This window comes from Dysgonomonas massiliensis, assembly GCF_900240225.1.
Taxonomy (GTDB): domain Bacteria; phylum Bacteroidota; class Bacteroidia; order Bacteroidales; family Dysgonomonadaceae; genus Dysgonomonas; species Dysgonomonas massiliensis.
The window spans coordinates 26182-52569 of record NZ_OEPV01000001.1; the positions used below are offsets into that span (position 1 = coordinate 26182).

Annotated in this window: 24 protein-coding genes; 9 read left to right on the top strand and 15 right to left on the bottom strand. The window is 39.2% G+C overall.

From position 1 onward, the window contains the following. Positions 1-29: 29 nt before the first annotated feature. The 6 genes from C1A06_RS00105 (at position 30) to trhO (ending at position 6445) form a co-directional block, all read left to right on the top strand. Positions 30-1172 (top strand): BT3233 family polysaccharide utilization protein, encoded by a 1143-nt coding sequence (locus C1A06_RS00105; protein ID WP_101688187.1) that lies wholly within the window; start codon positions 30-32, stop codon positions 1170-1172. 33 nt (positions 1173-1205) lie between these two features. Further along, entirely contained in the window at positions 1206-2243 is a 1038-nt protein-coding gene (locus C1A06_RS00110) for a sugar kinase (protein WP_101688188.1), read from the top strand. A gap of 75 nt (positions 2244-2318) precedes the next feature. Then, a complete protein-coding gene (locus tag C1A06_RS00115) occupies positions 2319-3113 on the top strand; it encodes a gluconate 5-dehydrogenase (protein WP_101688189.1) in 795 nt (264 codons plus the stop codon). Between the two features lie 14 nt (positions 3114-3127). Then, positions 3128-3796, top strand: coding sequence for a bifunctional 4-hydroxy-2-oxoglutarate aldolase/2-dehydro-3-deoxy-phosphogluconate aldolase (locus C1A06_RS00120; RefSeq protein ID WP_101688190.1), 669 nt, complete (start codon positions 3128-3130; stop codon positions 3794-3796). 53 nt (positions 3797-3849) lie between these two features. Beyond that, entirely contained in the window at positions 3850-5256 is a 1407-nt protein-coding gene (locus C1A06_RS00125; RefSeq protein WP_101688563.1) for an MFS transporter, read from the top strand. A 157-nt stretch (positions 5257-5413) separates the two neighbouring features. After that, on the top strand, positions 5414-6445 hold the full coding sequence (gene trhO, locus C1A06_RS00130) for an oxygen-dependent tRNA uridine(34) hydroxylase TrhO (protein ID WP_101688191.1): 1032 nt from the start codon (positions 5414-5416) through the stop codon (positions 6443-6445). A 77-nt stretch (positions 6446-6522) separates the two neighbouring features. Here the strand turns inward: trhO and C1A06_RS00135 are convergent, their stop codons facing one another. From C1A06_RS00135 to C1A06_RS00165, 7 genes are all read right to left on the bottom strand, one after another. Next, the gene (locus C1A06_RS00135) at positions 6523-6807 is read right to left on the bottom strand and encodes a winged helix-turn-helix domain-containing protein (protein ID WP_101688192.1); all 285 of its coding nucleotides are present in this window, start codon (positions 6805-6807) and stop codon (positions 6523-6525) included. Continuing rightward, positions 6800-7441, bottom strand: a complete 642-nt coding sequence (locus C1A06_RS00140; RefSeq protein WP_101688193.1) for a hypothetical protein — start codon at positions 7439-7441, stop codon at positions 6800-6802. The genes C1A06_RS00135 and C1A06_RS00140 overlap by 8 nt, the downstream gene beginning before the upstream one ends. A gap of 52 nt (positions 7442-7493) precedes the next feature. Further along, positions 7494-7940, bottom strand: a complete 447-nt coding sequence (locus C1A06_RS00145; protein ID WP_101688194.1) for a DUF2141 domain-containing protein — start codon at positions 7938-7940, stop codon at positions 7494-7496. A 158-nt stretch (positions 7941-8098) separates the two neighbouring features. After that, positions 8099-8518: a nucleoside triphosphate pyrophosphohydrolase family protein gene (locus C1A06_RS00150; RefSeq protein ID WP_101688195.1), complete on the bottom strand. Its 420-nt coding sequence runs from the start codon at positions 8516-8518 to the stop codon at positions 8099-8101. A gap of 79 nt (positions 8519-8597) precedes the next feature. Further along, positions 8598-9965 (bottom strand): tetratricopeptide repeat protein, encoded by a 1368-nt coding sequence (locus tag C1A06_RS00155; protein ID WP_101688196.1) that lies wholly within the window; start codon positions 9963-9965, stop codon positions 8598-8600. A gap of 42 nt (positions 9966-10007) precedes the next feature. Then, positions 10008-11219, bottom strand: coding sequence for a tetratricopeptide repeat protein (locus C1A06_RS00160; protein ID WP_101688197.1), 1212 nt, complete (start codon positions 11217-11219; stop codon positions 10008-10010). A 33-nt stretch (positions 11220-11252) separates the two neighbouring features. Continuing rightward, positions 11253-12206 (bottom strand): TPR end-of-group domain-containing protein, encoded by a 954-nt coding sequence (locus C1A06_RS00165; protein ID WP_101688198.1) that lies wholly within the window; start codon positions 12204-12206, stop codon positions 11253-11255. Positions 12207-12443: 237 nt separating this feature from the next. Between C1A06_RS00165 and C1A06_RS00170 the strand changes: the two genes are divergently transcribed. Then, complete coding sequence (locus C1A06_RS00170; RefSeq protein WP_101688199.1) at positions 12444-13424, top strand: acyltransferase family protein; 981 nt, start codon at positions 12444-12446, stop codon at positions 13422-13424. A 173-nt stretch (positions 13425-13597) separates the two neighbouring features. Then, entirely contained in the window at positions 13598-14968 is a 1371-nt protein-coding gene (locus tag C1A06_RS00175) for a dipeptidase (protein ID WP_101688200.1), read from the top strand. 67 nt (positions 14969-15035) lie between these two features. Here C1A06_RS00175 and C1A06_RS00180 read toward each other — a convergent pair whose 3' ends face one another. From C1A06_RS00180 to C1A06_RS00205, 7 genes are all read right to left on the bottom strand, one after another. Further along, the gene (locus tag C1A06_RS00180; protein WP_101688201.1) at positions 15036-15575 is read right to left on the bottom strand and encodes a hypothetical protein; all 540 of its coding nucleotides are present in this window, start codon (positions 15573-15575) and stop codon (positions 15036-15038) included. 12 nt (positions 15576-15587) lie between these two features. Then, positions 15588-16241, bottom strand: a complete 654-nt coding sequence (locus C1A06_RS00185; RefSeq protein WP_101688202.1) for a hypothetical protein — start codon at positions 16239-16241, stop codon at positions 15588-15590. Positions 16242-16463: 222 nt separating this feature from the next. Next, positions 16464-17645 carry a TPR end-of-group domain-containing protein gene (locus C1A06_RS00190; RefSeq protein ID WP_101688564.1) on the bottom strand — a complete coding sequence of 394 codons (1182 nt, stop codon included), beginning with the start codon at positions 17643-17645 and terminating at the stop codon, positions 16464-16466. A 223-nt stretch (positions 17646-17868) separates the two neighbouring features. Beyond that, complete coding sequence (locus C1A06_RS15165; RefSeq protein ID WP_185116798.1) at positions 17869-18042, bottom strand: hypothetical protein; 174 nt, start codon at positions 18040-18042, stop codon at positions 17869-17871. A gap of 121 nt (positions 18043-18163) precedes the next feature. After that, positions 18164-18886, bottom strand: a complete 723-nt coding sequence (locus C1A06_RS00195) for a head GIN domain-containing protein (RefSeq protein WP_101688203.1) — start codon at positions 18884-18886, stop codon at positions 18164-18166. A 150-nt stretch (positions 18887-19036) separates the two neighbouring features. Beyond that, positions 19037-20209: an FISUMP domain-containing protein gene (locus tag C1A06_RS00200; RefSeq protein ID WP_101688204.1), complete on the bottom strand. Its 1173-nt coding sequence runs from the start codon at positions 20207-20209 to the stop codon at positions 19037-19039. A gap of 182 nt (positions 20210-20391) precedes the next feature. Next, positions 20392-22656, bottom strand: a complete 2265-nt coding sequence (locus C1A06_RS00205; protein ID WP_101688205.1) for a phage tail-like protein — start codon at positions 22654-22656, stop codon at positions 20392-20394. Between the two features lie 391 nt (positions 22657-23047). Between C1A06_RS00205 and C1A06_RS00210 the strand changes: the two genes are divergently transcribed. After that, positions 23048-24292, top strand: coding sequence for a serpin family protein (locus C1A06_RS00210; protein WP_159461361.1), 1245 nt, complete (start codon positions 23048-23050; stop codon positions 24290-24292). 69 nt (positions 24293-24361) lie between these two features. On the opposite strand, the gene C1A06_RS00215 is transcribed toward C1A06_RS00210, so the two are convergent. Further along, positions 24362-26263 (bottom strand): vWA domain-containing protein, encoded by a 1902-nt coding sequence (locus C1A06_RS00215; protein WP_101688565.1) that lies wholly within the window; start codon positions 26261-26263, stop codon positions 24362-24364. Between the last annotated feature and the right edge of the window lie 125 nt (positions 26264-26388).

The following is a 26388-nucleotide window of genomic DNA, read 5'->3' on the forward strand; positions in this document are numbered from 1 at the left end:
GACTCAAGATCGAAAAAATAATATTTACGATGAAAAAAATATTTTTCTTATTACTAGCTACAGTACTTTTCGTTTCGTGCGGAAAAGAAGGAGTTACTGTGACTGTCGAAAATACAAATGATTACGATCGTTCGGCCGAAATGGTCGAACTTTCTGTAAAAGATATCGAAGCGAAAGTTAAATTGGCAGAAGGACAAGCTTACGTTGTGACAAACAGCAAAGGCGAAGTAATTCCATCGCAAGTGACTTTTGATGGAAAGTTGATTTTCCAATCGGGAGTAGCAGCCAATGCAAAAGAAACTTATACAGTTGCTGCCGGCGAACCTCAGGAATTTGCAGCTAAAACGTATGGTCGTTTCATCCAAGAACGTAAAGATGACTTTGCGTGGGAAAATGATCGCGTAGCATTCCGTGTTTATGGTCCTGCTTTAGTTGCAACTGACGGTCCAAGTAACGGTATCGATATCTGGTATAAAAGAACCAGCGATTTGATCGTTGACAAATGGTATGCTAAAGAATTGGCAGGTGAAGGTTCGTATCACGACGATCATGGCGAAGGACTTGACGATTATAAAGTTGGTCGTTCGTTGGGTGCCGGTGCAATGGCTCCGTATGTAGATGGTAAACTTTGGTTGAATGGAAACTATGCTACACATGAAGTTCTTGAAAATGGACCACTTCGTTCAACATTCCGATTCACTTATGCTGATCTTGATGTAAACGGAAAAACCGTAAAAGAAACTCGTACATTCTCTATCGATGCAGGATCGCAATTCTCGAAAGTAGTTCAGGAATATGCGGGTGCTGATGCGATGGAAGTGGCAGCAGGTATTGTAAAACGTCCTGCTGGAGATTCGATCATCTCTAATCAGGATTACCTGATATACGCTGAACCTACAACTCCGAAAGTGTCGGGTATGTATGTAGCTCTTGTATTCCCTGCAGGAATAAAAAGCTCGGTAGTAGATACTTATACAGTTGATGCAAAAGTAAACGGCGGCGAGTACAAACATGCTCTGGCTGTTGCCGATTACAAAGCTGATGCACCTATCGTATACTATACAGGATATGGATGGGAAAAATTCGGATTCGCAACTTTAGCCGATTTCGAGACATATGCAAAGAATTTCTCTGCATCGTTGAAACAACCTTTGAAAATAACAATTCAATAATATAAAAACCTAGAAAATTCATTTCACACAGCTATGAAAAAAGTAGTAACATTCGGAGAAATTATGTTGCGTCTGGCAACACCTGGCTATCAACGTTTCATTCAGTCGACAAACCTTAACGCTACATTCGGTGGTGGCGAGGCTAATGTGGCTGTATCGTTGTCTAACTATGGAATCCCTACCGATTTTGTAACACGTTTGCCTAAAAACGATATCGCTGAATGGTGTATATCTGATCTTCGCAAATATAACGTTGGTACACAGAATATCCTTCGCGGAGGAGATCGCGTAGGTATTTATTTCCTTGAAACGGGAGCTGTAGCACGTGCTTCGAAAGTTGTTTACGACCGCGCAAACTCAGCTATTGCTGATATCAAACCGGGAATGATCGACTGGAAAGAAGTATTCAAAGATGCACAATGGTTCCACTGGACAGGTATTACTCCTGCATTGTCGCAAGGTGCAGCTGATGCATGTCTTGAGGCAATAAAAGTTGCTAACGAAATGGGTGTAACCGTATCAACTGACCTAAACTTCCGTAAAAATCTTTGGAAATACGGTAAAACAGCATCAGAAGTGATGCCAGCTTTGGTTGAAGGTTGCGACGTAATTCTAGGTAATGAAGAAGATGCAGAGAAAGTATTCGGTATCAAACCCGAAGGTTTCGATGTAGCTCAGACAGCAGGTCATGTGGATGCTGCCGAATTCGAATCGGTATGTACTCAGATGATGAAACGTTTCCCTCGTGCCAAAAAAGTGATCATCACACTTCGTGGATCGATCAATGCTAACCACAACACTTGGGGCGGATGCTTGTATTCTGACAAATTATATCAATCACCTCGTTACGATATCACACATATCGTTGACCGTGTAGGTGGTGGCGACTCGTTCATGGGCGGATTGATCTACGGATTGATCTCATACCCGAATGACGATCAGCAAGCGTTGAACTTTGCTGTTGCAGCATCTTGTTTGAAACACACTATCTATGGCGACTTCAATCTAGTGACAGTGGCTGAGGTAGAAAACCTGATGAAAGGCGACGGATCGGGACGCGTATCGCGATAAAAAAAATTAAGACAAACAACTCCTTGGTGGGTTGTTTGTCTTTTACCTTGTAAATAAGCTTAAAGTAAAGATAAAATGATTAACAAATTTTCATTAGAAGGAAAAATTGCGCTAGTAACTGGTGGTACATATGGCATCGGAATGTCGATGGCTATGGCTCTGGGTAAAGCAGGTGCAAAAATTATATTCAATGCTCGTCGTGCCGATGCAGTAGAAAAAGCTGAAGCAGAATATCGTGCAGCAGGAATAGATGCGTATGGTTATGCATGCGACGTTACGAAAGAAGATCAGGTAAAAGCTATGGTAGCTGATGTAGCTGCGAAACTTGGCGATATCGATATTCTTGTGAACAATGCAGGTATTATCAAGCGTATCCCTGCACTAGATATGTCGGTTGAAGAATTCAGCGAAGTGATCGATATCGACCTTATCGGTCCATTTATCGTTTCGAAAGCAGTAGCACCGGGCATGATCAAAAAAGGAGCAGGTAAAATTATCAATATCTGTTCGATGATGAGCGAACTTGGCCGTGAAACAGTATCAGCATACGCTGCTGCCAAAGGTGGTTTGAAAATGCTTACAAAAAATATGGCTTGCGAGTGGGGCGAACACAATATACAGGTAAACGGAATCGGTCCAGGTTACATTGCTACACCTCAGACAGCGCCTTTGCGCGAAAAACAAGCTGACGGATCTCGTCATCCGTTCGATTCATTCATCATTGCAAAAACTCCGGCAGGACGTTGGGGAAATCCTGAAGACCTTGAAGGACCAGTAGTGTTCTTGGCAAGCGAAGCTTCTAATTTCGTTAACGGACACATCCTATACGTGGATGGTGGTATTTTGGCTTATATCGGTAAACAACCTTAATTTACATATATATCATGGCTAGATTTAATAAAATGCAAGTTTTTCAGGTTACTACTCAAACATCGGTAGTTCCTGTATTTTATCACAGCGATCTTGAAGTTTGTAAAAACGTTATCAAGGCTTGCTACGAAGGAGGAGTAAGAGCATTTGAATTCACAAATCGCGGAGACTTTGCTCACGAAATTTTTGGAGAACTAGTAAAATGGACAGCTAAAGAATGTCCAGAATTGATCATGGGTATTGGTTCGATAGTAGATGCAGGAACAGCTTCTATCTATCTTCAATTAGGTGCTAACTTTGTTGTTGGTCCACTTTTGAATCCTGATATTTTCAAAGTATGTAACCGTCGTCAAGTTGCTTACATCCCAGGATGTGCAACAGCTACTGAAGTAGGTTATGCTCAGGAATTGGGAGCAGATATCGTTAAGGTTTTCCCTGGAGACGTTGTAGGTCCTGCTTTCGTTAAAAATATCAAAGGTCCTATGCCTTGGACTAACATGATGGTAACCGGAGGAGTGAGCCCTAGCGAAGAAAATCTTAGCAAATGGTTCAGTGCTGGAGTATCGTGCGTAGGGATGGGGTCAAATCTTTTCCCGAAAGATGTTATCGAAGCAAAAGACTGGAACAAAATTACTCAATTGTGCAAAAATACATTTGAGATAGTAGCGAAAGTGAAAAAATAATTTAATCAAATTAATACCATAAAATGAGTATACAAACTAGTAAAGGAGCAAAGATGACAAATTACAGATGGACAATCTGTGCGATGTTGTTTTTTGCGACGACAGTAAACTATCTGGACAGACAGGTACTGTCACTGACTTGGGACGAATTTATCAAGCCCGAGTTCCATTGGGATGAGTCTCACTACGGAACGATTACGGCAGTTTTCTCGTTCGTCTATGCATTCTCTATGCTTTTTGCAGGTCGTTTTATCGACTGGATGGGCAGTAAAAAAGGTTTCCTTTGGGCGATCGGCGTTTGGTCGGTTGGTGCATGTATTCATGCGCTTTGCGGTGTTGTAACCGAAGCTTATGTAGGTTTGAGCACATATGCTGAAATGGTTGCTGCTACAGGTGATACGGCTGTAGTAATTGCTACTTTCAGTATGTATTGTTTCTTGTTTGCACGTACAATCCTAGCGATAGGAGAGGCTGGAAACTTCCCTGCGGCAATTAAGGTTACTGCAGAGTATTTCCCTAAGAAAGACCGTGCTTATGCAACTTCTATTTTCAATGCCGGTGCTTCGATCGGAGCATTGATTGCACCAGTTTCTATTCCTTTGTTAGCTAAATTCTGGGGATGGGAAATGGCGTTTATCGTTATCGGTGCTCTGGGTTTTGTTTGGATGGGATTCTGGGTATTTATGTACGATGCTCCGTCGAAGAGTAAGTATGTAAATGAAGCAGAACTTGAATACATCGAACAAGACAAACACGAAAAACTAGACGTTAAAGTTGATGACGAGAAGAAAATTCCTTTCTTAAAATGTTTCAAATATAAACAAACATGGGCATTTGCTGCTGGTAAATTTATGACTGACGGCGTATGGTGGTTCTTCTTATTCTGGACTCCTTCTTATCTGAATACTCAGTTTGGTATTAAGACATCGGATCCACTGGGAATGGCATTGATCTTTACGCTTTATGCAATTACCATGTTGTCGATTTTCGGAGGAAAACTTCCTTCTATCATCATGAGTAAAACAGGTCTGAATCCTTATGCTGCACGTATGCGTGCCATGCTGATTTTTGCATTTATTCCACTTGTAGTTCTATTGGCTCAGCCTTTGGGTACTATCTCGCCATGGTTGCCGGTTATCATGATCGGTTTGGGAGGTGCTGCTCACCAATCTTGGTCGGCAAATATTTTCTCTACAATTGGCGATATGTTCCCTAAAGCAGCTATTGCTTCTATTACCGGTATCGGTGGTATGGCCGGAGGTATCGGTTCGGTATTGATGCAAAAAGGTGCAGGTAATTTATTCGTTCATGCAGATGAAGTACAGATGACATTTATGGGATTCACTGGAAAACCGGCAGGTTATTTCATCGTATTCTGTATTTGTGCAGTAGCATATCTTGTAGGATGGACAATTATGAAATCATTGGTTCCGAAATATAAACAAGTTACAGACTTGTAATATTTATAGGTTATTAGTGTAGTGATAAAGCCAGCGACTAGTCGCTGGCTTTATCGTTTTTATAAATTTTATTGATGCCTGATAGTTACATAGCTTGTCTTGCAATATTTATCTTTGTGGTCAATTATTTATAATCAATCTAAACTATTTATATAACATGCAATTATATAATACATTGAGTGCAGAAGAACGTGAACGATTGATAGACGAAGCCGGATTGGAGCGTCTTACTCTGTCGTTTTATACTTATGCACACATTGAAGACCCTCAGAAATTTCGTGATGAATTATTCATTCGTTGGAACGAATTGGATGTCCTTGGTCGCATCTATGTAGCGCACGAAGGAATAAATGCCCAGTTGTCGGTTCCAGCTCCTAATTTTCAGGCATTCAAAGAATTTATCGATTCGTATCCGTTTATGAATGGTATTCGTCTGAATATAGCTGTGGAACACGACAATAAATCGTTTCTTAAACTGAAGATTAAAGTCAAAGAAAAGATTGTAGCTGATGGCCTTAACGATGATACTTTCGATGCAACGGCAATCGGTACTCATTTGAGAGCTAAGGATTTCAATCGTATGATGGAAGATCCTGATACAATTGTGATAGATATGCGTAATCATTACGAGAGCGAAGTAGGCCATTTCGTGGGAGCAATAACTCCGGATGTAGATACTTTTCGCGATTCGCTACCAATTATCGACGATATGTTGTCGGAGCATAAAGATTCGAAGAAGCTACTCATGTATTGTACCGGAGGTGTTCGTTGCGAGAAAGCGAGTGCTTACTTCAAGCATCAGGGATTCAAAAATGTGTATCAGCTCGAAGGAGGAATTATTGAGTACACCCGTCAGGTGAAAGCCGAAGGATTGGAATCGAAATTTATCGGCAAGAACTTTGTTTTTGATAATCGTCTTGGCGAACGTATTACTGATGATATTATTGCTCACTGCCATCAGTGCGGAAAGCCTTGCGATACACATACTAATTGCCGCAACGAGGCTTGTCATTTATTGTTCATTCAGTGTCCTGAGTGTGCTGCTAAAATGCATGGCTGTTGTTCGGACGAGTGTTGTGAAGTAATTGTTTTGCCCGAAGAGGTGCAAAAACAATTGCGCAAAGGAAGAAAAAATGATATGATGATCTATAAAAAAGGAAGATCAGAAAAATTAGGACTCAAAGTGTAAAACTACTTTATAAATTCAGGGATGACCAGCGAATTTTTCGCTGGTCATCTATTTTGTAATCTGTTTTGTAATCTATTTTACTTTTTGATGTATCCTTGGAGTGCTTTTACGTATGCATCGAATGCATCGATACCTTTAGGAGTAATTCTGCAGACTGTTCGCGGTTTTTTTCCATCAATAAATTTACGCACATCTATATATCCCGCCTCACTTAGCTTGTCAATCTGTACGCTCAGATTTCCTGCCGTAGCACCCGTTTTCCCGCGAATGAAGACAAAGTCGGCTTCTTCTACCGATAGTAGAAGTGACATCACCGCCAGTCGGAGTTGTGAATGTAGTAGGGGATCGAGATCTTTAAACATTTTCGGATGCTTTACGATTCAAAATATGTCCGGGCACACTGAAACCCAGAATCATGCAGATTGCAAAGATAATAAATTGTAGATCGCCACGATCGAAAATCATCAGAGAGAGCATGCATAGAACTGATCCTATCCAGAAGATATATGCAGAATATACATAAGGTTTGAATTTGAGGGCTTGTCCCGATACAAATTGCGCCAATCCCACAAGTATCGACATGACGGGTGTAATGAGAAATACAGCATTTCCGCTTTTGAAGTATGTAGCAAACAAGTTAAGAACCAGAACAAGCAAAAAAGAGGATATCCCAAAAGCCAACCACGTATTATAGATGATTATATCAATGTGAGTTCTCACTATATCAGATTTTGCCTTTGTTTTTACATATATAAAATAGATGATGAATGTTGGAATAGTTGCCAACCATATGTAACTTGCATATCCTGTATTTATACCGCAATCGCAGCGCAAGAAATAGTGCAGCAAACCAAAGTTGATTATAGCTAACGCAGCTATAAAATATCCCCAGAATATGCAGTACGATCCTGCTCCTTTTCTGTAATTACTACGAGCCTGCATTATCATTTCGCTGATCAGATTAAGGCTGTTTTGTTCCGAAAAATTTGTTTCCATAACTTGTTTGCTTTGTTGATTGTAAAAATAATAAAAGCTTAGCTATAATTCGCTACTTTTGCTGAGTAACAGCACTACACGCCTTAATTGTTATTGTTGTATCGCTATCGATTGCAAAACTACACTCGTCGAAAGTGGGTTTATGTCCTATTTTAGCAGGATCTACATTATTGCTGAATCCGTATTTTTCGGTAGGGATACCCATTTCGCCCAAATCTATATTGTAGTTGTTGTTCTCGTCCTGAAAAAATATAACAGCATATTTGCCCGGTTTTAGATTGTCGAATGTAGTTTCTGCCGTAGTCCCGTTTATATCAACTCTTTGCCCAATTGATCTTTCGGTCATAAAGTTTTGCTCCGAATCGAAAATGGCAATCATCAGCTTACCTTTCGATGCTTCCAGATCTGTTACTTGAACAGTCAGTTTATTTTGTGCATTGACATTTAAACAGAGTAGCGATGTCAAAACAATTGCTAGTGGCGTAAATAATGTTTTCATAATTCTTTGTTTTTTTGTTTGTAAACTAGTTTATATAATAAACCAAATAGTCTAAAAAAAAGAGCGCGTTCTAATCTTGTATTGCAAATATAAACTAGTTTATGTTATAAACCAAATAATAAGAAGAAAATTATTATATTAATTTGATGTAAGAATATTTACTTCTGTTCGGTGCCGCGATATTTGATAGTGTAATCTATTGATCTCAGGTACTCTTTGGTAAATGGAACGACATAGCGTTTCATGATCATTTTTTCTTTAAATACTGTTTCCCACGAATATTTTTGGAGCGTATCTACAGATATGATGGAAATAAACAGAGTATCGCACAATTCCTCATCTATATCGAAATAGGCTGTGTAGCTTTTATAAGTCCCACTTTTGTAATAATGGTTTATAATTTTACCTAACTCAGCTTGACGCGAAGGCAATAAAATATCCCTCTCGTAAGCATCGTAAACATAGATGTCCTGATCTGTATAATTAATCAATTTTACATAATCTTTATCCTTGTCGCAACCCGTACTGACAATGGAAATTATGCCAAAAATGAGTATAGAATATATCAATATTTTCATCAAGTAATAAATTTAGACTACAAAGATATGAAAATAGGAGGATATAAAATAGAGTTCGAATGAGATGCTTGATTAGATGCTAACCAATTAATTCTTTGAACCTTTCATCTTCGCGTATCTTTTCGAGGGTAGGGTTGCTTTCAAGTTGATTGACTGTCTCGCTGTCAAACTGAATAGCTTTTTCCAACCATTCGAAAGCCTTATCCGAATCGCCAAGTAATGCTTGTAATTGTGCCTGATAATATGCTCCCGCGTTTTCGGTAACCGATTCTGCTTTTTTTATCAGCTCTTCGATGCGGGCTTTGCACTCTTCCACTTTGTTCATATCCGATGCATAGAGCAGCATGCTGGCTGCATATTGCTGATAAAGAATCGGATCTTTGCCGGCATCGGTTTCAACTAATTTGTCGAATTTAGCAAAAGCTTCTTTGTATTGTTGATCTTCTTTTGTTTTGCGTGCCAATTGCATGATTGCTACTGCCCAGCTGAATAGTACTTGTTTGTTGTTTGGAGATATCTTATCAGCTTGTTGATAAAGTTCGAAAACTTCTTGAAATAGGGCATTGTTTTCTGTTAATCTTGCCTCGTACAACTTGGCTTGTGCCCATACGTAATGAATGGAAGCACTTTTTGGAAATTCGTTGATAGCCTTTTTACACAGATCGTAGCACATGCTGAATTCTTCCACTGCTTTCATGCCAAAGATAACAGAAGAAAGATCCGAAATCCATCGCGTAAAATAATTCTCGCGATGATGATCTTTGTATAGCTTCATCGATTCTTCATAAGCTTCATTCAGCTCATTCAGACGTTCTTTATTGTTTTCTACAATGGCCAAGGTGCCGATCGAATCGGTCATCCAAAAGTAAGTTTCTATTCTGTCCATCTTCTCCATATCATCCTGATAAGGTAGATCAGCTATCTCGCGGCATTTTTCGATAGTTTGTTTCAATCGCTCAGGATCTTTCGTTGCCTGAGAAATCTTGTGCAGAACATCAGCCCATTCGTAAGTGATTTTTGTATTCTCGGGATCAAGTGCCGAAGCTTTCTCGTATTTCGGCAGGACTTCTTTTTCTAATAGCTCGTAGTCGCCCGATTCGTTTCCTTTGATATAGAGTGCATAAGCCCAATTATCTAATAATTCGGCATCTTCCGAATCCAAAGCGTAAGCTTTTTCGAATAGCTGAATACTTTGATCTAACCATTCTTTGTTCTCTTCTTCAATGGCTTTGTTCATTGCATATTCTGCCCACGCAATCAATACTTCCTCGTTTTCGGGCTGTAGGTTGTGAGCTTCTTTGTATATGGCCGAAATTTCGTCGTAATCGTCGTTTATACGTTTCGAATCTGCTTTGTCGAGCAGTTTGCGTACTTGTTTGTCGGTATTTATCTCTTTATTGTCAGTTGAGTTGTCAGAAGAACCAAATAGTTTTTTGAAGAAGCTCATTGTATTTTATTTATTAAGATTAATAATTGTATTCGTTTAAAATTATTCTTTGTCAGAATTATATTTTTTAAGTAATTCGTTGAATTGTTCTTTTTTGCGTATAAACTCGAAATCGGGTTCATTGATAATGTCATCGAGATCGGCATTCTCGTCAATGTCGCGAGAATCTAATTCATTCTCAAGCCATTGTAGCGCCATCGATGAATCTCCAATTAAGGAATAAAGACGGGCATATAAAAAGGCCGGTTCCTGGTCCGAGAGCCTAGCAGCTTTATCCAGCTTTTTCTTTATCGAGTCTTTTTGCGTAAATATGCTGCCTTCTATTTTAGCAATCTCCATTTGAGTTTCAGCCCATAGAAGATAAGTCGAATCTTCTTCGGGATACTTTGCTGTAAGTTGTTGGCAAGCATCTTCTATTTTGTGATAGAGATCAATGTCTTGCTCTAATTTGGCAATACTGAATAATGTTTCGAGGCGGGCGAATGCATTGATCCTATCATCAGGATCAATTGCGAGAAGTTCATCGTATATGCCAAGAGCTTTGCGTAGTAACTCTGTGTCCTCGGCATGCTCTCCGGCATCCGAATAAGCAATCGATAGAAGTCCTTGTAGTTGAGATGTGACTGATGTTTTTTCAATTGCCGATTCGATAAGCTGTATATTGTCTTGATATTTCTTGTTCGTTCTATTTTCTATAAACCTTGTCGTCAGATTCTCGAAACACAGATCGTATGTTGGGTTTTCGATTGTCTGATGGATATCTTCGAATACTTCATCATCGTATTCGCGATTATCGCTTCGCATTCGGCTGATCTCGGCTTGCCAATCGGTTTTCAGCTGTTGCCAGATACGTGCATCGGGTTCCAGCTCGGCAAGTTTGGTATAATCGTTTAGAGCTTTGTTGTAATATTCCTCATCCTCGTTCATACGAGCCAATGTAGAATATGCTCCGGCCGAGAATGAGTATGCTATAGTTGAAGTGGGGTTTCGCCGGCGGAATCTCTCCGATATCTCAATGATCTGATGTAAGGTGTTTTCGGGATTGTCCTCAGTTTCGGCAATCGTCTCTAGGGCAGACAACCAATAATAATACGAAGTCATATCGTTGTCATCTAGGCTATCTAGTTTTTCGCTGTAAAAGATGACATCGCTATAGGCTTGTTTTTCGTAAGCTTCGTAGATACGTGCACGTATTTCGAATTTGTCCAACTCTTTTTTCTTACGGAAACCGCCGAATAGTTTTTCTAAGAACATAGTTTCAGTTTGGTCAAGTTGTTATCTGGTTTACTATTCCGGTCGGTATTTGTCGAGTAACTCAACGAAACGCTTATCCTTACGGATATTTTCGAAATCGGGTTCTATCTCTACAAACGAGCGCGGCACATTCGTGTTTTCAAGCATGTCTTCGAGCCAACACATTGCAGTATCTACTTCGTTGACAGTAGAATAGAAGCATGTCAGATTATACAGAGCTTTGCCCGATTTCAGTTTGTATGCTCCCATCAATTTCGACTCGATATCGGTACGATATTTTTCGACGCCACCTTTCAGTTTGGCATAATCAATAAGGTCTAGCCCCCAATTGAAACGGATACGGATTGATTCGGGACGAAGGTTTACTGCTTGTAGATATTTATCGAAAGCTTGTTCGTATAACTCGGTGTTTTTTGTTTTGAATGCTAAGCTGGATAAAGCCATTGCCCAATTGCTGTATATCTCGGCATCATCGGGGCGCAGCTCCAGAGCTCGGGCGAATCTTTTATATGCCATTTCGTACATTTTTTCATCCAAGTCGTCTTTTCTTAACTCGGCATAAGCCATCAGTGCATTTGCCCAACTGAAAAATACATCGGCATCGTTGGGAGTGATTTTAGCCGCCAGACGATATTTCTCGAGACTCTCGGCATATAGATTTTCATCGTCTTTCATCTCGGCCACTTCAAGCAGCAGATTAGCCCAATTGTAGTAAGCCGTAGCATAGCTTGGTTTTAGCTTCGTAGCCTTGCGGTATTTGTCAATACACGCTGCCATCAATTTATCGTCGCCCGTTTGTTCGAACATATCTGACAAAGCAACTCCCCAGTTGTTATATGCTTCGGGATAAACTGGTTGTAGATCGATCGCTTGTTTGAAAAACGAGCAAGCCAGTTCACAATCTAAATCTTTATACGCCTGATTACCTTTTCGGAAAAGATCTTCGGCTGTTGCAGCTTTCGGTGCGGGAGTTTTGTCTGCTTCCATCTTAGTCAGCTTTATGAAAATGATAAAAAATGTACCTTTTCAAATTTATAAAAATATCTTAAGAAACGTGCATCCGCAGGCTGTTTTCTTTCTTAAGTAATGTTCTTGTCGATGCTTGGCTTTTGTTTGTGTATAATAATCTATATTGTTTTCTTTCGAATGTTTTATGTGTTAAAATTGTGAGTACTCCATTTAATCGGAAAATATATTATTTTTGTGCATTATCAACAACTTGACATGGAAGGTATAGCTACACGAAATATAACCCTCGATTACTTTAAAATATTTCTGACCATTTTGGTCATTTTGGCTCATATGGTTTTTAGCGATATGCCGGCACTAACATGGGGTGTAAAATATGGTGTTTCGCGAATAGCTGTTCCTTGCTTTTTCATTATCAATGGATTCTTTCTTGCCAATATTATTAATGATGGGCAAAAGATGAAAAAATATTTTGGTAGGCTAGTCATTTTATATGCTGCATGGATGGCTGTCTATTTCGGATTTTATGCCGATTATACAATTTATGGAAGTGGAGGTTTTTCCGAGTTCTTTCTCTTGCTATTTAGAGGATTTTATCATCTGTGGTATGTAGCTGCGCTCATTGTTGCTGCATTTCTATTGTGGATGATTCGAAATATAAACTATAATATACTATTGGTATTAGCTATTGTTATCTTTTTGGTGGGCTGCCTTATATCACAAAGCTTTTATTTAAAACCTTTAGGAGATGTAGTATTTGGCTTTATACACCCTAATCGTCTGGAGTTTTGTATCAATAATTTTCTTTTTATGGGATTTCCGTTTTTGACTTTTGGATACTATATAAAGAAATGCAATGTGCGGTGGAACAAACTTACCGACAACACTCTACGTATACTGATTGTGTTGAGTTTTGTCGTTTTCGGTCTCGAATTGCTTTTGATGAGGTATCTGATGATAGTGGTCGATTTCTTTGTCGTACAACCGGCTTATGTGTCGCTGCTATTTATTTGCCCATTGTTGTTTGTATACATTCAGCGAATAGGAACTTATCGCGAGGCTGAGGATACGGTGGCTAAATTGGCTTCGGGAATATATTTTATTCATCCTTTGGTGCTATTTACGCTTGGAGCAAAATTTAGTCATTACAGTTTCTTCACGCTCATTTTTTTTATTTCGATTTTATTGTCATTCTGTCTGATAGCTGCAAATAAGAGAATCAAAATGTTTTTATAATCCCGAAATTCAGAGTTTAACTATAAACTAAAGTGCAAAATGCCTGATTTTCGTCTTTTTCTGACATCGTCTTCCAATCGTCGGAGAATCTTGTTTGTATGCCATAAAATTCGAAATCTAGCGGAAAAATGTTAGCTTTACTGACAGTAAATTTTTAAACAATTAGTTAGATCATGAAAAATATCGAAAAGTACATTGAAGAGAATAAAGACCGATTCATGGAAGAGTTGTTCGAACTGATACGAATACCTTCTATCTCGTCCAAACCCGAACATAAAGCAGATATGTATCGTGCTGCCGAAAAATGGAAAGAGTTGATGCTCAAATCGGGTGCCGATAAGGCCGAAGTATTCGAAACAGATGGAAATCCGGTAACATACGGCGAGAAAATAATAGATCCGAAAGCTCCGACTGTATTGGTGTACGGTCATATGGACGTGATGCCGGTAGAACCGCTTGAGTTGTGGAATACCGATCCGTTCGAACCGGTGATAAAAGATGGTAAAATATGGGCACGTGGTGCCGACGATGATAAAGGGCAAAGCTATATGCATGCCAAAGCATTCGAATATTTGGTGAAAAATGATTTGTTGACTTGCAATGTGAAATTCCTCATCGAAGGAGAAGAAGAAGTAGGTTCGGCAAGCCTTCCGGCTTTCTTGACAAAACATAAAGAAATGCTGAAAGCAGATATCGTACTAGTATCGGATACATCGATGATTGCACGCGATATTCCGTCTATCACAACCGGACTTCGCGGATTGGCATATTGGCAGGTTGAAGTTACTGGGCCGAATGTCGACTTACACTCAGGATTATTTGGTGGAGCTGTTGCCAATCCTATCAACGTATTGGCCAAAATGATAGGTCAGACAATGGACGATAAAGGTCGCATCCTTATCCCTGGTTTCTATGACGATGTGATGGAGGTCTCGGCCGAAGAACGTGCAAAACTGGCTGAAGCTCCGTTCTCGCTCGAAGAGTACAAAAAAGCTTTGGATATAGAACAAGAATCGGGTGAAGAAGGATTTTCGACCAACGAACGTACCGGAATCCGTCCTACATTTGATGTTTGCGGAATATGGGGCGGATATCAGGGTGAAGGCTCAAAAACTGTCCTTCCTTCGAAGGCTTATGCTAAGATCAGTACACGTCTTGTACCGAATCAGAAAGAAGAGAAGATCGCAAAATTGTTTGTCGACTATTTCAAATCGATAGCTCCGAATACTGTGAAAGTGAAAGTAGATTATCTTCACGGAGGTCCGTCATATGTTTGCCCAATTGATTTGCCTGCATATCGCGCAGCCGAAAAGGCTTATACAGACGTTTACGGACGAATGCCAGTTCCGGTTCGTTCGGGAGGAAGTATCGGTATCATCTCGGTATTCGAAGAAATATTGGGCATTAAGTCGATATTGATGGGATTTGGCTTGCAGTCGGATGCTATCCACTCGCCAAACGAAAATTATCCGCTTGAGCAATTCTTCAATGGTATTAAAACAATTCCGTTATTCTATAAATATTTTGCTGAAGAAGTGAAATAATTGAAGAATCAGAATACAGAAAAAGCCGAAAGTCAATCAGATTTTCGGCTTTTCTTATGTACTAAGTTTATTCTGCAGACTTATACGTCGGATTTATATATCGATATGTGTCGAGAATGAAAGGAAATGTTTTTTTATTCAGCTTTTTCTCAAACTTATACCTTTCGGTAAAATATTTTATTATCATAGCTTGTCTGTATGGCGTAGTATAGGGAAACTCCCATACATAAAAATAAAAAACTTTACTATCGAAAAGAATACGTAATTCAGACCGAGCATATTTTTTATCGATATCAACTCCTCGGATTTCTTTTAGTTCGCTGATTGCTGCTTTGTGTTTTAGCTTTTTTCCGTAGAAGATTGAGATTATATCGTGTTCAATTATTATTCTGATACGTCGCGATATAAGTACACCGAACGAAAGTGAGGATAGCAAAGAGACCACCAAAAGACTTAGTGCAAATGAGTTTTTGCCATCTGTGATAAGTGTGAAAATGAATGAAGAGCCTACGAGTAACATCATTCCGTATGCAAGCAAGATGGTGCGTCTAACGGAATAAATTCGAGCAATGAATTTAAATTCTTGTTTGTCAGTTGTATCATTCATTTGGTTTCAGGCTTATTTATACGATAATTTATCGAAATGTAAATGTTTGTTGAATTTTGAGGATTTGTATTTTTGAGTTTTATCCAACTTCAAACGAAGAAACTTATTATAGTATATAGAGTCAACTCTCAGATAATTATCTACATCATAAAAAGCTGCGAAGCGAATATAGCGACTACAAGCTTCGCCCCATAATGTGTAGATAGAATCCCGAGAACCTACTAATGTCCAACTCCCTGTATGGTCGAGTACAGGGGGAGCCAGAGGTGCATTCCTATCGGTAATACTGTAATGAAATTTTTCTTTAGAATCCAATCTGTAATAAATGTCGAAAAATATCAGACTGTCATTATCGAAGGGACTTGTAGGTGCAATAAACACTTTATTACCACCCCGACGAAGATAGTATTTGGTTATATAACAATTGTCAGAAGTACTAAACTCTGGATTCATGAAAGTTTCTTTGTAAATAAAAACCTCGTTGTTCGGAGACTTCGGCTCACGAATGTAGGTATATCTGATACTGTCTATTGCTCCTTTTAGTTTACTCGTATTCACAAGCAGACGTTCTTCAATATCGTAGAGTAATTCATTATTGACTTGTTTTTTGCAGCCAAATATAGATATGAAGCAAATGATGTAGACTGTTGCTCTGAGATTTATCATGTTCGTGTTTTCGCTACAGTTTGTTAATTCTCTTATTTATAATGAGAATATTTTATATTCGCGTTCTTTCCTTTCTAGTTCTTTTTGATCTTATATTTTCTCCTATAATCTGATTGCATATGCTATCGTAAGATTTGAATGCAAGTTACAAAAAAATAACCGGTAAAATAAATCCGAAAGTCGATTAGACTTTCGGATTTTCTTGCTTAGTAGATAACCTACTTATTCTTCCCAAAATAGTTTGTCGTTTGTAGTGATGATTCCGTTAGTGTCGTATGAGGTCGAGAAGCCGGAAGGGAATAAGTTGATGTATCCGCCGGTTGTTTTATCTGTCTCTATATTGTAACCGCTGTGTAGCGTAGTTGTTAGCCAATAAAGGTTTTTTGCCATGTATGAGTCGAGATAATATTCTTTAGTCTGTTTCGTCTCATTGTTCCAATTGGCATCTTCGTTCAACACCAGAGGTTTATCGCTACGTAGTCGCTCTCTTACCTCGGCTATACTGAGCAGATTGCCATTCTCGTCGCTCACATAGGCATTGAATGTTGGATCCATCCACAGCCATTTTTTTAGAGTTTTTGAAAATACAGCATTGATAACATGACAATCACTTATATATTCTTTTGGCATACAAGTTATGAATCGAGACTTGAAACCCATAGCCAAATAACACTCGTTGAGAATGGTTGCCATCATACGGCAATTTACCCCACGATCTTCGGTATCACATACACGAACTATGTCAATTGCATTCCTAGGACTTGGATTCGATGAATTACCATCGTGACGAACGCGGTTGTGCACCCATGTCATCAGATTCTTAATTTGTGAAATCTCATCTCCTTTTCCAGCAATGCTATCCAGATTGAAATGCTGGCGGATACGTGTTAGGTTGGGGTCATCTGCACCGAGATATGTGAACTTAACGTATTTTTTGGTCAGATGGTTATTATACCCGTCAGATCCTTTCAATACGAAAAGAAAATCGCCGACTTCTCTAAGTTTGAGCATCAACTCTTTGAAACGAGTATCGTCTCTCAGATTATCCAAATCCGAATCACGCAATGCATGAGCATAATCATTCCATTTATTGTCGATAGATTTACTAAAATAATCTAAAGCTTTCTCTTTGTTATTTAACATACTTTGATAGCAGGCATTGTCATAATAGAAAACTCCGACAGTACCGCCTAGCATTTCTTTATTTTCATCCGATAAAGTATTGTAATAATTTATTAGAGAGTCGAGTATATTGGAAGCTTGGATGTAGTTCTTATTTTCCGATGCTTTTTTTACTCTGCTATATTGCTCTTGCATATTTTTGAGGATTGCATCATCTATATTTTGTGTAAAGATAGGTATGCTGAATAGTAAAATGATGAAAGAAAAGATTAGCTTTTTCATAGTACATACTTTAAAGTTTATATTAATATGACGTATCATACCGAAAAAGGTTACAGCTTACGAGACTTTTTTTGTAATCTTTCGGATAATTTTATTTTCTTTCGAAGAATCCGGAGGTCTGAATATCTTATAAAGCTAAAAAATAAGCTACAAGTAAATGTGTAAAAACAAAAAAGCCGAAGGTCAGAATTGACTTTCAGCTTTTTTTATCTTTTATTTATGTTCAGAACATAATAATTAATCGCCACTTTACATTTCGGTTTTCGTGTTGGGGCATTCTATTTCCTCTCGAAACAGATAAGGTGAAGCTGTCAAATGTGCCAATAACTTTCCAAACTCCACTTTTAGGACACTTTTCTCCGGTTCGGGCAGTCATCCCAATGCGAGGTTTCATCATAATTTTTCAGTTTTAAAATGTATGATGCAAAAGTACGACATTTTTTTTATTAGTATGCTAAAAGCTACTTTTGTCAAACCATTCTTTCCGAAATAGTAAATTAGAACTGCTAAGTTGTTAATTATTTCTTCGTATTCTTGACACGACCTATTCCCGAAATACTATTGACTACTATTGGTGTTCCTCGGTACCTGATATCGCCTACACCCGAAACTGATGACGCGAGGCTGTCTGTTGCATTCACTTTGATATCGCCTACGCCCGAAACCATGCATTTTGCTGTTTTGGTGGTGAATTCATACGAATCGATATCGCCGATACCCATTACTGCGAAATCGGCAAATGTAGCTTTACCTGCAAGTTTTATATTACCTGTCCCGGTAATTCGTGCACTTATTGTATCTACCTCCAGACTGCCGAAGCGCAAGTCGCCCACACCGGTAAGACTCACATCCAGTTTGTCTGCCGATATCTTATCGGTAGCCGTAAAGTCTCCTACAGCCGATAAGGTAATTCTATTTATTTTGCCTGCATTGGTATAGATGATAAATTTGCTGGGATCAATGGGTTGATTTTTGTCGGTTTCCACAATCAGTTGTCCGTTTTTTTCATATATATCCAGATACTGTACCAGATTACTATCGATTTCAATGCAGACGTATGCACTGTCCGAATCGATCTGTTTGTAATCGATGTCGCATACTGCAGAGATATTCATAGCTGTAAAATCAGATACAGCATATTCTTTTTTTACAATATTTTTATCTCCTTTTACAGCATCCAGCAGGTTGCACGAAGTGAATAATAATATTGAGGCAGCGATAATGATTGGTAGATTCTTCATAGCGAATATATGTTTTAATTAGTTGTTCTGTATATATGACTGCAGAGTGAAGAAAAAGGTTACAGTTTTGTGCAATAAAATTAAAAAATAAAAGGAGCATTTGCTCCTTTCACTATGATTCAAACATTTCAGTTGTCGTAAAACTACTTATTAAGGTGTATCGTTATTCTTCTTGCAACGGATAGAGTAGTGTCTTACTCCTCCTCCCGAATTGTTGTGAATTCCGATTGTTGCGTTAAATTTTATGAGTACTCTATTGCGACCATTTTCCATCAGATTATTAGCCGAATATGACAGCCAAAATCCAGCTTTTTCTCCGTAACCATCTACTTTATTGTTGCCATCTACAGCTCCTATTAGTCGTATAGCAAAGCCTCCCCGAGTAGCATTGAGACTAACACCGCCTATATCAGTATTGGTCGTATTGGGAACAACACAAGGACTGAGCAACGCGGGCATGATAAAGTTTTTTCCATATAATTCGTTCTCTCCTACTGATGTAGATGGAGTATCTCCTTGTTTGACTTTATTGACAACAGTTTCACTGTGATTGAATGTAGGATCGTCAATAAAATTACCGGCTGCTGTTGTATAGTTTGGTGTGTTGTTTAGTAGTTCATGTTCCAGTGCTATCCATTCTGCAGGTTTTGGTACATGCCATCCATTGGGGCACATTCCTTGCACGCGTCCGGTATTGGCGATATTACCCTTGTTTATCTCGTAGTTGAGGGCAGTTTTCAGATTATAAAACACTCCCATCCAAGGATAATCTTTTGTCAGTTGTTCATTTTTGTCAGGAAAGGCAATGTCTCCTGCTTCAATTGTTCTGATGGCTTTGTCGTCACTATCTCGTACTTTGTCATAAGTTGTAGCAGCTAGATTTTGTACCATCCAGATGCCTGCATCTCCGAATCTACGTGCTAGGAAAGGATTGCCCTCCTGATCTTTGTATTTGTATACTTCGTTGACTTCTTGTACTAAAAACACCCATTTTGTGCCATCCCAAGCGTAAGGACCGGCACCCTCATCGAAACAAGTATTGATATTGTAGACAATCAATCCGGCATGGAGTGGGTCTTGCTTATCGGTGTCGTAATTGCCAGAAAACATAGGATACAGCTTATTTTTATCAGATAGCTCCATGCGTGAAAGAAGCAGGCCTTTTGTAGAATTGGCTCCTTGGGCATCGTTTTCTTTCAGATCGAGAATACTACCTGGCAAAGGCTCAGCTTTTGAACCGATTGTAGCTTGCGATTTAAGACTCAGAGGTATAAACAATAAGAATGTTATTATTGTGCAAAATGTAATTATTCTGTTTGTCATTTTGGTATACAGCAGTATTTGTATTAAGATGATTGTATAGTTTTTATTTGAAATATTTCCGGGTAAATATACAAAAATAAATAATAAAAAAGATCAAAGGCTTGGCTGTCTGAAATTATTATATTTAAAACGAGCTCGATACAAAATTTTGTAGCGAACTCGTTTCTTTAATTGTCAATATATTATTTAGCTGAAGTATCTTTTATACATCTTACGGCTGCGCCAGCTGCTCTGTTCTCGGTAAATTGCCCATCTGTACTACCCGAACCGGTTGTAGATACTTTCAACGGATTAGCTATGAACAAAGTATTTGCTTTGCCAAAAGAATAATTGCCACTATTCCAGTAAGTTCCTGTGACTGGACTTACTACTTTAGGATTTCCGGAACCCGATTCGGATCCATCATCTACTTGCATTTGTCCGGTAGTCTTGCTCAATTGTCCGGTAGTAGGGTAGAATACCAACGAGGTACTGCCAGCTTCTTTATAAGAGAAACCATATTGTTTACCACCGTACGAAAGTGCTGTACATGACTCGTGAACGCCCGAGAATGTTTCGCCCCATGGCGAATATTGTATAATGCTATTAATGCTATTCTTGGTCGGATATGGTACACGCCATCCTTCGGGGCAAGGGTCCATTACCGATTTTTGTGTAGGGTTCGTACTCGAAGTTTGGATACCTCCCCATCTGTCGTTCCATTGTCTCGAGGCATCTCCTCCAATGAGTGAAGATTGTGCATACCAGTCGCTAGATGTGGTTGTTATGAAGTCGATCGGATTTGTAATCGTATGTTGCAATCTTTGTTGTTGAGCACTTACACTTGAACCAAAGTCTGATGAGGCTTTCGTTGGATAGTTTGAAGATACTGTAGTATATCCGCTGCCATTCCATACATATATCGGTACGCGTGTAGTTGAACTATAGCTATTAGATCCCGAAAATGGATCTTTTCGTCCCCATTGATATAGCAAACCTTTGTGCTTGTAAGTGCTTCCGTTGCTGGTTGTCGTTGTTTCGGTAGCACCAAGATTTCGGTCCATCCAGATATAATTGTTCATTAAAGCAAAGCGTTGTTCAGCAGGCTGATCGGTAGACCAGATATGCCAGCTCCAAAGTATCTCGCCATTATCGCCGTAAAGTGCTACGACAGCATTTCCTTCTATTCCCGATACATTCAGAATCATATTTCGGTCGGCACCAGTACCTTCTATAGCAACACTTTTTACCACGTCTTTTGTGTCGTACCACAATACTCGAGCAGTAAGATTTTCCATCAAGTCAACATCTTTGGCTTCTGGAAGTAACGAGTAAGATACTCCGCTGTTGTCATTTGCTTTCCAGTTTCCGGATTTCCATACCGCTATTGCTTTTTTGATAGGAATTGTAAATCTTGTATCGGCTTTCGACACAATGTAACAGTTTGGTAAACCTAGATCGGCACTGTAATCCACACCTTTCTGAGTCAGCGATATTTGTGCTGTTTTAGTCTCGTTATCTCTTGTAGCTGTTATTGTAGGTGTAAATACGATATCGTTTGACGAAGTATTCGCTGCCTTAGGTGCTACAGTGAAAGTGCCGCTTCCTATGCCACTTGTCGGGTTGATTGTCCATTTACTGTCGGTGGCAATTGACCAATTTGCACCGCTGCTGAGTTGTATAGCAAAAGTTTGAGGCGTGAGTTCATTGGCTGCGAAAGTATATTCAGTAGGTGTAACCTCAAGAACGAATGGTGTTTTTTGTACAGCCGATATATTGGCCGTTATGCTTTGTGCACCTTCTTTAGAGGCCGTAACTGTCAGATTTATTGTTTTCTCGGCTGAGATATCCGTATTCGCAGCTTTCGGATTGATTGCTATTGTTCCTGCTTGAACAGATGGTGTGATTGTCCAATTTGCATCACTTGTCGGGCTAACAGCCCATGTCGAACCTTCATTTACTATAACAGTGTAATATTGCGTTGCAGTCTCATCTGCGTTGAACGTAATGAGGTCTGGTGTTACGGATAGTTCTACCATTGGCTTTTCTATTTGTCCATCAAATCCAAGTTTACCCCATTTTTTGCCATCCCAGTAGTATACACCTTTTTCGATATCTTGCCGAATGCTGGTGTCGGACATTGTTTCTGGAGAAATGGCTTTGGCTGTCGATTCGTTAGCAGGAGGAATATGGTAGACAACTAATCCTGTATGAGCTAACTTTTCGGTGGTGTCGGTAATTTCGAAATCACCCATTTTTAATCTTTTAAGGTGGTAAAGCTCTACACGAGGTAGTAATAAGCCTTTGGTTGAGTTCTCAACCTTACCTTGGTTCTCTTTCAAATCTAGTAATGCACCTTCTACTGGGGCTTGATCCGATCCGATGGTGACCTGTGCATTAGCATTGCTAGCCGTAAATAAAAAACTGAATAGTAATAAAGACAGAATCGTAAATTTTACGTTGTTCATTATGCGATGAATGTTTGTGTTTTGTTCAATAAATGATCAAAACTCGTTTGTTATATATTGAAAAGTATTTGGTTGTGTAGTTTCTGTATATTGTGGGATTTGTTTGCGAAAAACAAAGTTATGAAGATTGAGAAAAAGGGTGTTTATATGCCGCAAATATTGGTTTTTGCTTGGCAAATAATTGTTTTCTCATAGCAAATGAATAGTTCAATAGACGCAATTTGTTTTATTGGATATGCTGTTAAATGTTTATGAATAAGCTGTCTGTCTTTTGGTGAACTATATAATTCAAATTTATTTCATGTAATAGGCATACTGCATGCAGCATTTTTTTAATTCGAATCATCATATCCTATATAAGCACAAAATACTAACCCTAAAATATATACAGATGAAAGGAAAATTTTATTTAATGTTTATAGTACTGCTTTCGGCAGGCTTTTTTGCATGTTCGGATGATGATGGCGGTGGTTCGGTCAAATATCCCAAAGGCGAAATAAAACTATCGGCCGAGCAAGAAGATATCAATCAAAATGCACAGAAATTTGCATGGAAATTGTTTGCAAATGTTTATAAATCGGAAGCTCCTAAGGGAAAAAACATACTTGTCTCGCCATTGAGTTTCAATTATGCGTTGGGTATGTTGCAGAATGGCGCAGCGGGCGAGACTCTGAACGAAATATTGAAGACCTTAGAGTTTGAGGGGAAGAGTATAGAGGCGATAAATGAATTTTACCGACTGCTGGAGGATGAAATGGATGATGTAGATAGGTCACTCACTTTAGAAACTGCTAATTCGTTCTGGTATCGGGAAGATGTTCCAGTTGTTGATGATTTCATCGCCACAAATAAAAAATATTACGATGCGGAAGTCAGTGCTCAGAATTTCGAAGATCCTAATACCGTAAATATTATCAATAATTGGTGTGCGGATAATACGAACGGAAAAATCACTAAAGTGATCGAACGTATTGATCGTGAAATGATATATTACCTGATCAATGCAGTTTATTTCAAAGGAAAGTGGGAACAACAATTTTCGAAGAAAGATACGAAAACGGCTACATTTACCCTTGCCGATAATACGAAAGTGGAAGCACAATTTATGAATCAGGAAATCGAAGATTCGCCTTATTTCGAGAATGATGCATTGAGTTACTCGGCACTCAATTTCGGGAATGGTGCTTATCAGATGTTCTTCGCATTACCTAAAGAAAATACCGAGATGGAACAAGTCTTAAATGTTCTTTCCGATATCAGATCAGATCAGCAACAACCATCTAGTACTGTAGAGTATGTAATTCCTAAATTTGAGACAGAATACAATATCAACCTCATCCCTATCATGAGAAGTATGGGTATGACAAACATCTTTAGTCTTCAGGCCAATTTCAGGAAACTTGCCGATATCGATAATTTTGTGGCAATCCTTTTACAAAAGACATATATCAAGATTGATGAAGAAGGTGGTGAGGCTGCCGGAATTACTGTTGTTGGGGGTATGGAAACTTCCATCGAACCAACGCAGAGCGTTTTGTTCAAGCTCGATCGTCCATTTCTTTATGGTATCCGCGAGACTTCGACAGGTACTATTCTATTTCTAGGTCATCTGGCCAATCCGTTGCAAACGAAATAAAAATCCGACTACATACGAAACGATAAAAGGGGCATTTAGCCCCTTTCATTATATATTGTAATATCTTATTTATTTTGCCTTAGAAACGTCTTTCGTCAGTTTGACTAATCTTACAAATTCGCGACGATAACCATCTTTGTCTTCGCCATAGTTTGCCGAAGCAATATCTATTATATCATCAAGATCTTTCGCCTTCATCTTTTTACCATCACGAAGTAGTAAGCCGAAACGTGCAACGGCTGCAGCAAAGCGAAAATCGCTCGAAACTTCATCGCCTGCCTTGTCGTTCAATACAGCACTTACCATCTTGCTATTCTCATCCAGCGGATCTTTGTAGCGCATCTTTACGGTCAGCAACTCGTCCGAACCCGTAAGTGTAGATGTCTGATATTTCAGCGGATCGACAACCGGGCGCTGTTCTTTCTTTTTATCTTTTTTCTTGGGTTTATCATCCGCATCCGCACCAGCCGGTATGATTTCATAGAATGCCGTAACGGTATGTCCTATTCCCATTTCGCCGGCATCTTTGGTGTCGTCGTTGAAATCTTCTTTGTTTAATTTGCGAAGCTCATAGCCTAATAAACGGTACGAATCTACTTTCAATGGATTGAATTCGACTTGTAACTTCACGTCTTTTGCAACGGTGTATATCGTACCCAAAAACTGGTCGACCATCACGCTGTTGGCTTCCATCAGGTTGTTGATATAAGCATAATTGCCATTCCCGGCTTTCGATAGAGTTTGCATTATATCGTCGCGATAGTTGTACATGCCATAACCGAATACTGAAAGGAAAACTCCCGATTTGCGTTTTTCCTCAATCAGTTTTTTCAACTCGTCGGGATCGGATATACCCACATTGAAATCTCCATCGGTACATAAAATCACACGATTATTGCCACCTTTGATAAAAGCCTCTTCGGCAGTTTCGTATGCGAGCTGTATGCCTGCACTGCCCGAAGTAGAGCCTCCGGCAAACAGATTGTCCAGAACTTCAATTATTTGATCTTTCTTACTTACCGGGGTCGATTTCAGTTTCACTTGCGTACCACTTGCGTATGTTACGATGGCTACGCGGTCGTCGGGGCGAAGCTGATCGAGAAGCATCTTCATCGACGATTTGACCAATCCAATGCGATTATCACCACTCATTGAACCCGATACATCAATAAGAAATACCAGACTGGTCTTCGGTAGTTCTTCTTTCTTCGTGTTTTTTTGCAGACCTTTTTCACGTGCTTTGAGTCCGATTTTCACCAATCGGCTTTTCTCGTTCCATGGACAAGCCCCTATTTCTGTATGAAATTTGACCGGTTCGCCATTGGTCGGAGCTTCGTAATCGTATTTGAAATAGTTGATCATCTCTTCGATGCGTATAGCATCAGTCGGAGGGATTTCTCCGCCATTTATATAACTGCGGATATTGCTGTAAGACGCTTTATCTACATCGGCCGAGAAAGTCGAAAGAGGCTCGCTAGACACTTTGATAAATTCATTTGGTTTTATCTTGGTGTATTTTTCGCCATCTTGTCGTTTTAGAGGTTCAGTTCTGATTTGTCTTTTAGTTCGGGCGGGTTTTATGTCCGAACTTTCTATTCGGGATGCAGCACCTGTAAATACCTCTTTTCTTTCAATAGCATAGCCGACAACGACTACATCTTCTAATATTTTTGCATCTTCCTGCATCACGACATCCAATGTTTCGGAGGTTGCTTTTATTGTTTGCGTTTTGAAACCGATATAAGCAAACTCAAGCATTGCCCCTTTGCTGACAGTCAACTTGTATTTTCCATCTATATCGGCTGCGGTTCCGTTATGAGTTCCAACTTCAACAACTGTTGCTCCGACCAGAACTTCTCCGTTCGAATCAGTAATTTTGCCCGATACAGTTATTGTTTGGGCAATGGCTGCAATGCTCAATACAATGCTTAAACAAAAGCAGGCTAATGTGGTTGCGATTTTTTCTTTCATATACTTGAATTTTAATCTGTTCAGTGTTATGGATTTTAATTCAGCAATTTGATAAAGATAGCTGTTTTTCCTTAATAGATTATCTTTTAGAATGTATTCCATAATTTTCGGAGCTTATTTTTTCG